General features: G+C 53.3%; 3 protein-coding genes. 2 read left to right on the top strand and 1 reads right to left on the bottom strand.

Features of this window, described 5'->3' with window-relative positions; translation table 11 throughout:
* Positions 1 to 424: 424 nt before the first annotated feature.
* Positions 425 to 2,854, bottom strand: a complete 2,430-nt coding sequence (locus QZ303_RS07050) for a TonB-dependent receptor (RefSeq protein WP_295731089.1) — start codon at positions 2,852 to 2,854, stop codon at positions 425 to 427.
* A gap of 185 nt (positions 2,855 to 3,039) precedes the next feature.
* On the opposite strand from QZ303_RS07050, the gene QZ303_RS07045 reads away from it, so the two are divergent.
* Together QZ303_RS07045 and QZ303_RS07040 are read left to right on the top strand one after the other, a co-directional pair.
* Entirely contained in the window at positions 3,040 to 5,259 is a 2,220-nt protein-coding gene (locus QZ303_RS07045) for a choice-of-anchor J domain-containing protein (RefSeq protein WP_295731086.1), read from the top strand.
* A 175-nt stretch (positions 5,260 to 5,434) separates the two neighbouring features.
* Entirely contained in the window at positions 5,435 to 6,187 is a 753-nt protein-coding gene (locus tag QZ303_RS07040) for a GDSL-type esterase/lipase family protein (protein WP_295731084.1), read from the top strand.
* Positions 6,188 to 6,203: the final 16 nt, after the last annotated feature.

The following is a 6,203-nucleotide window of genomic DNA, read 5'->3' as shown; positions in this document are numbered from 1 at the left end:
GGGTACAACGGTTTTCGAGACCGTCCCGATCGACCGCTCCGGCATCTTTCCTTGGTCGAGAAACATGTTGCCTATCGACACCGCAATGATAATCACCGCCATCTGTCGAAAGCATACTTATCATGCGTGACATGCCGCTCCCAGCACATGTGTCTGTCAAAAGCGCAACAAAATTACAAAATTTTTCAGACCTATCCAAATGTTTCGTGCCTTTATTTCTCGCGACGCATTTATTTCAATGGTTGGCAAAGAGTTACGCTATTACAGCCACGAGATTCAATTACGTGACACCCGGAGATTTACAGGGTCGGCTAAAAACAAACTCCTGAATCATAAATGCCGTTTCGTGCAACCCTCAGACATCCCCATACATATGCAACACTTCTATAACTTTTAAGAGGTTGTTTAAAAACAACCTCTTAGGTTAGAAGTCAACGGTGAGACGCAGGTTGAGCTGACGGCGCGTGAGATAGTTGGGGACAGCATAATGAAGGTCGTTCACGTCCGTCACCCAATAATACGAGCTTACGTTTGATATGTCGAACAGGTTGAAACAGTCAAGACCGAGCCACACCGCCTTAAGATGGCGCCACATGCCGCCACGTGTCTCCCCCTCCTTCAGCGGCGGAAGCAACGCATACGACACACCGAGATCCACGCGCTTATAAGCGGGCGTACGAAAAGATCCCTTGTCGCGCGTAGAGCGCGGGGCAGTGGTTGGCAGACCGTCCATGAATATGCCCCTCAGGCTCAGTTTCAGTTTTGGTATTCTCGGAAAATAATCCGTGAAATAGAGCGCCACGCTGTAGCGCCGGTCGTTGGGACGCAGCACATCCACGCCGCGCAGTTTCTCCTGCGTTTTCATCAGCGAGAAGCTAAGCCAGGAGTCAGAGCCGGGCACGAACTGCCCGAAAAGCTTGAAATCCAATCCCATGGCATAACCGCTTGTTGAATTCACTCCGTCATATACCAGCTTGAGATTGTCTATCTCATACGGCACGAGGTTGCCCAATGCCTTATAGTAAGCTTCCGCCGACAGCTTGAAAGGGCGATTCATGGCCCGGAACGTATAGTCGCTCCCGAGGATGAAGTGCCACGACCGCTGCGACTTTATGTCGCGGTTGAGATTCACCACACTGTTACCGTTATCGTCAGTGACAACCATCCGATACTCTTTGTAGAACGGCGACTGGTAATAGAGTCCCGTAGCGAAACGGAGCGCCCACCTGTCGTTGGCCGACGGGACAAAACCCACATTGACACGCGGGCTGACCAGCAGCTCCTTGTTGAAATCCCAGTAGGACAGACGTAGTCCGCCGGTGACCGAGAGGAAGCCGGCGTCAAGCTGCATACGGTAGGTGTCCTGCACGTGCATGCCTATACGGTTGGACGAAAAATCCTGACGCGATGTCAGATTGTAGACCACGCGCAACAGTCCCGGATCGGTCGGCAACGAAAATCCGGCAGAGTCGCGGCGCTCCCATTCGCTCGCGCGTTCATATATATTCTCATGATTATACTGCACGCCGTAGCTGAGCTGATGGTTGCCGAATCCGGTCAGGCCACGCAGAGCCACGGTCATTACCGATGCCTTCAGACGGTCGCGGGCATGCTCGTGATACCGGCCCACACCAAGCTCGCCGCCTATGCCTTCCGAACCGGAAGTACCGGCCTGGTCGAGCCAGTACTCCCCGCTTATATCGTAGGCTACAAGCTCGTTGGTCAGAAACCCGGAGGCAAACAGCGTGTAGCTCGACCGCTTCGACGCAGCATACTGCAATGACAGCGCCCCGAAGTATGTCTCGAAACGGTCCTTCTCCTGACCGTCGAAGTACACTTTAAACTTCTTGGCGTCCATGGCTGTGCCAAACGACGTCTCCCGGTTGACAGGCGTGAACTTATAATTGTTTATCGCCACGTTGCCCAGAAAAGCCACACGCCACTTGCCTGAGAGGCGGAAATTGAGATTGGTCTGATAGTCAAAGAAGTTTGGGTCATACTCTCCCTTTGTCTCCATGCTCGACAGCACGGAATTGTTGCGCTTGTAGCGCACACCGTGGAGCTGCGAGAATCGTTTAGTGCTCGACCCTATCGACAGGTTGGCACCCATCAGGCTCACTCCCGCAGAACCCTCGAATGCCTCGGGCTGGCGGTAAGTGATGTCGAGCACCGACGACATCCTGTCGCCGTACTCCGCGCCGAATCCCCCAGTCGAAAAGTTGACCTTTCCAACCATGTCGGGGTTGATGATACTCAACCCTTCCTGCTGTCCCGACGTGACAAGCTGCGGGCGATACACCTCCACACCGTTGATATACACGAGATTCTCGTCATACGAACCGCCCCGCACAGAATATTGCGACGACATCTCGTTGGACCCGGTCACACCGGCCATAGTGCTTATCAGCGACTCCACAGAGCCGCCGCTCACGTCGGGCGACAGACGATAGCCCGACGCGTCGATCGACTGCATCGAGCCGATCTGCTTCTTCACCTCGTTGACCTCCACCTCGCGCAGTTCGCGCGCTGTGCGGAACATGCGCATGTTAAGCGTCACGTCGCCTTTCGCATCCACCAATTTGCGTTGCTGCTCCTTGTAGCCAATGCACGTGAATACCACGGTGATAGTGTCGGCCTCGGCTGCCGACAGGCTGTAGTCGCCGTCGAGTCCCGACATCGTGCCGACAGCCGTCCCGGCCACCCTCACCGTAACAAACTCCATCGCGCGGTTGTCGCCATCTGTAATACGGCCATGAATCCTCACCGACTCCGCCCGCGCCTCGATGCCTGCGGCGTTAAGAATGCACAGTAGCGGAAGTATTATATATCGTAGTAGCTCTACTTTCGTTTTCATTGCAAATAATTAACGCGTCGCGGGTGCAGAAAATTATAAATCACATCGTTTTGTTTAAAAACATCATCCATATGCATACAACCAAGAAACTAAAATCATATCTTTGCAAACAAAGACCGTTGGATATCAAAACAGTTTTTCACATAAACAATTTATAATCATTATCACCCATACATCTTTTGCGTATGAAAAGTATCTTTACCAAACCATTGGCCGCGGCTTGCCTTGTCGCAGCCACGACCGTCACCGTCCAGGCCGGGGAGACCGCCTACGGCTATCTCTTCGGGTCAAAATCTGGCAAGTACGGCTTCGTTTCATTTGACATCGACAAGCCGCAGACCCTCAACAACAAGAATACCAACTACGGCTATGTACACCCCTCGGCCGGGGAATATGTCGACGGCAAGGTCTACACCTACCAGGTAGAACTTGGTGACATAAGCGAAATCTATCCCGACAGCTGGGCCGTGTACGACGGGGAAACGTTCAAGCAGCTCCAGAAGAAGTCGAAAACAACGATGAACCGCGTGGTCGACATGACCTACGACTACACCACCAACACGATGTATGCTCTCATAGAGGACAAATACACTACCGGAGAGTTATCACCCACGAGCCTCTGCGCCGTCGATATGGCTACGGGCGACTACACACTGCTCGGATCGCCTGGAGAACTGACAGCCATCGACGGATATGGCCGCGAGGACACCGACGCACTGATCACCCTCGCATGCGATGCCGCCGGACAGCTCTACGCAATGTCGAGCTACCGCTACCTCTACAAGATCGACAAATTCACGGCCAAGGTCGAGCAGGCCGCTCCGCGACACAATCTCGGCACAGCATCCCAGTTCCAGTCGATGACATTCGCCGCCGACGGCAAGCTCTGGTGGGCGCAGCAGCATCCCAGCTACGGGCATTTCTGCGAAATCGACCTAACGACCGGAATACCCGGCGGATTTGTCGATTTCAAGACCGACTACGAGAAGCTTAACAAACTCGGCGACGACTCGCAGGTGACCGCACTCTTCCTCAAAGACAAGACCATCCGCAGCCAATCGTTAAAGACCGTCACCGACCTTAAAGCGGAGGTCAGCGATGTCGACGTAAACACCGTAAGGCTCACCTGGACGCTCCCCACGCAGGACTACTCCGGCGCGCAGGTCGTACCGACAGGAGTCACTATCTACCGCATCGGCACGTCTGAACCCATAGCCACTCTCGACGGCAACGCCGTGACATTCACCGACACATCAGCCCCCAACGGCGATGTCGTCTACGAAGTGCTCCCTTCCAATGAAGCCGGCTACGGATTCCCGGCATTCACCTCCGTATTCTCCGGCTACGACCGCCTCACAGCAGTAACCGACATTGCCGTGGAGGTAACCGACCGCACAGTCACCGCTACATGGAAAGCTCCCACGACAACCGTCAACGGCGGATATGCCGACTACAACGCCATCACCTACAACGTCTACCGTGGCATAGCGGACGCATTGACCGAAGTGGCAAAAGGCCTGACCACACCCGAGTTCTCAGAGACTATCACCGAAAACGGCGGTTTCTACTATGTGATAGAAGCAGTCAGCGGCGGAGTGGCCGGAGTGCGCGCCACGTCCGAGACATTCGTCCTCTCCTCCACCGCTACCATCCCCTACTTCACTGGCTTCGAGGATGACGGCGACGGCTCGCAATGGACTTTCATCAATAATCCCGCAAGTGCAGGATGGTCAATCGGCTACAGAAGCTATCTTTACGACGGTAAAAAGACCGCCATAGGCAGCACCAACGGAAAGCCTGCCGATGACTGGCTAATTTCCCCGGCAATAGAGTTTGAGGCAGGTAACCACGTGCTCGGTTATTACGCCAACGGAGCCTCATATGACACCCATTCATACGAGATATGCCTCGGCACTGACCCCAAGTCGGTCGAAAGCTTTACAAACAAGATATACTCCATAGCCAATGAAAAAGTCTATGATCCAAACGGAGCAAATCTCTCAGGAACGGAATCCAAAGGATGGGCGCATATCGAAATAAGTTTCAACGTGCCCGAAGCGGGAGTATACCATCTCGGCATACACAATGTCAACACCTGCACCTACGCCAACCTGCGCATTGACAACCTGTCAATCAACAAGGCCGGCTCCTCATCCATCGAGTCAGCAACCAACGACGGAAACGACATTTCACTGACAGTCCTTGACGGCACCGCTATCGTTAGCGCTACCACCGGCCTCTCGTCGGTAAGCATCGTCAATCTCCAGGGACAATCGGCGGCAAACATCGATGCACGTGACGCCACCACTGTCGAAATCAACACGGCGTCGCTCGCACGAGGTCTCTACATCATCTCGGCAACTACCTCCGAAGGCCGCACCGTCAGCTTCAAGACCCGGCTATAATAAATAATGGATTATAACCAATGGCAGGATGCACCTTAATGGCCCATCCGTACACAAAACAGCGATGTGCAATTTTTGTACACCGCTGTTTTTTAATGAATCCCTCTTGATTCCATAAATTTGAGTACATTTGCAAAAAACCGACCTACTCATACATAAACCAATCAAAGCAGCAATGAACAGAACCACATCAGTCCTCGCAAGTGCCCTACTTGGTGTCATGTCGCTCTTCGCCAAGGATGTAAACATAGTTTACGTAGGCAACAGCATAACCTACGGGGCATATATCGACGACAAAGCCAACGATGCCCCTCCCGCCCGCGCCTCACGCCATATAACGGAGAAACGACCGGACATAAACCTTAATTTCCGCAACTGCGGAGTCAGCGGAATGACTACCGTGAACTATCTTCCGGCCACTGATACCCAATTTCCAAAAATAGTAGAGGCCGCCCGCGAACTAAGCAACAATAACAATGGCGAACTTATATTCTCCATCTCGCTCGGCACCAACGACAGCGCAGAGTCGCGCCCGATGGGGGCACCCGTGCTTCCACAGCAATATTACACCAACATGCAGGCCATAATCAACGAACTGTTGCGTCTGTTCCCTCACTGCCGGGTGGTGGTGCAAGGGCCTATATGGTACAGCCCTAACACATACAACAAGGCCATGTACCTGAAGTCGGGACTTGAACGCCTGAACAGCTACAAGCCCATGCTCCCGAAGCTTGTAAAATACTACGACGAAGTAAAGCCATCCCACGTGGTTCTCGGCGACACGGCGGCCTATGAAGCATTCCGCGAACAGCCGAAATACTTTACCCCGGAAAACGGAAATGCAGGCGTATTCTATCTCCATCCCAACGCGGAGGGAGCCGACCTACTCGGACGCTACTGGGCGGAGGCCATACTTAAAATATTGTAACTTACGGAAACACGTT

The organism is uncultured Muribaculum sp. (assembly GCF_910583865.1).
Classification (GTDB): domain Bacteria; phylum Bacteroidota; class Bacteroidia; order Bacteroidales; family Muribaculaceae; genus Muribaculum.
Note: the sequence above shows the minus strand (reverse complement) of the source record. Positions and strands in the feature narration are given on the sequence as shown.

What these genes read in the sequence shown, in the direction of transcription:
- QZ303_RS07050 (WP_295731089.1), bottom strand. Translation starts at nt 2,854, where the DNA reads ATGAAAACGAAAGTAGAGCTACTACGATATATAATACTTCCGCTACTG.
- QZ303_RS07045 (WP_295731086.1), top strand. Translation starts at nt 3,040, where the DNA reads ATGAAAAGTATCTTTACCAAACCATTGGCCGCGGCTTGCCTTGTCGCA.
- QZ303_RS07040 (WP_295731084.1), top strand. Translation starts at nt 5,435, where the DNA reads ATGAACAGAACCACATCAGTCCTCGCAAGTGCCCTACTTGGTGTCATG.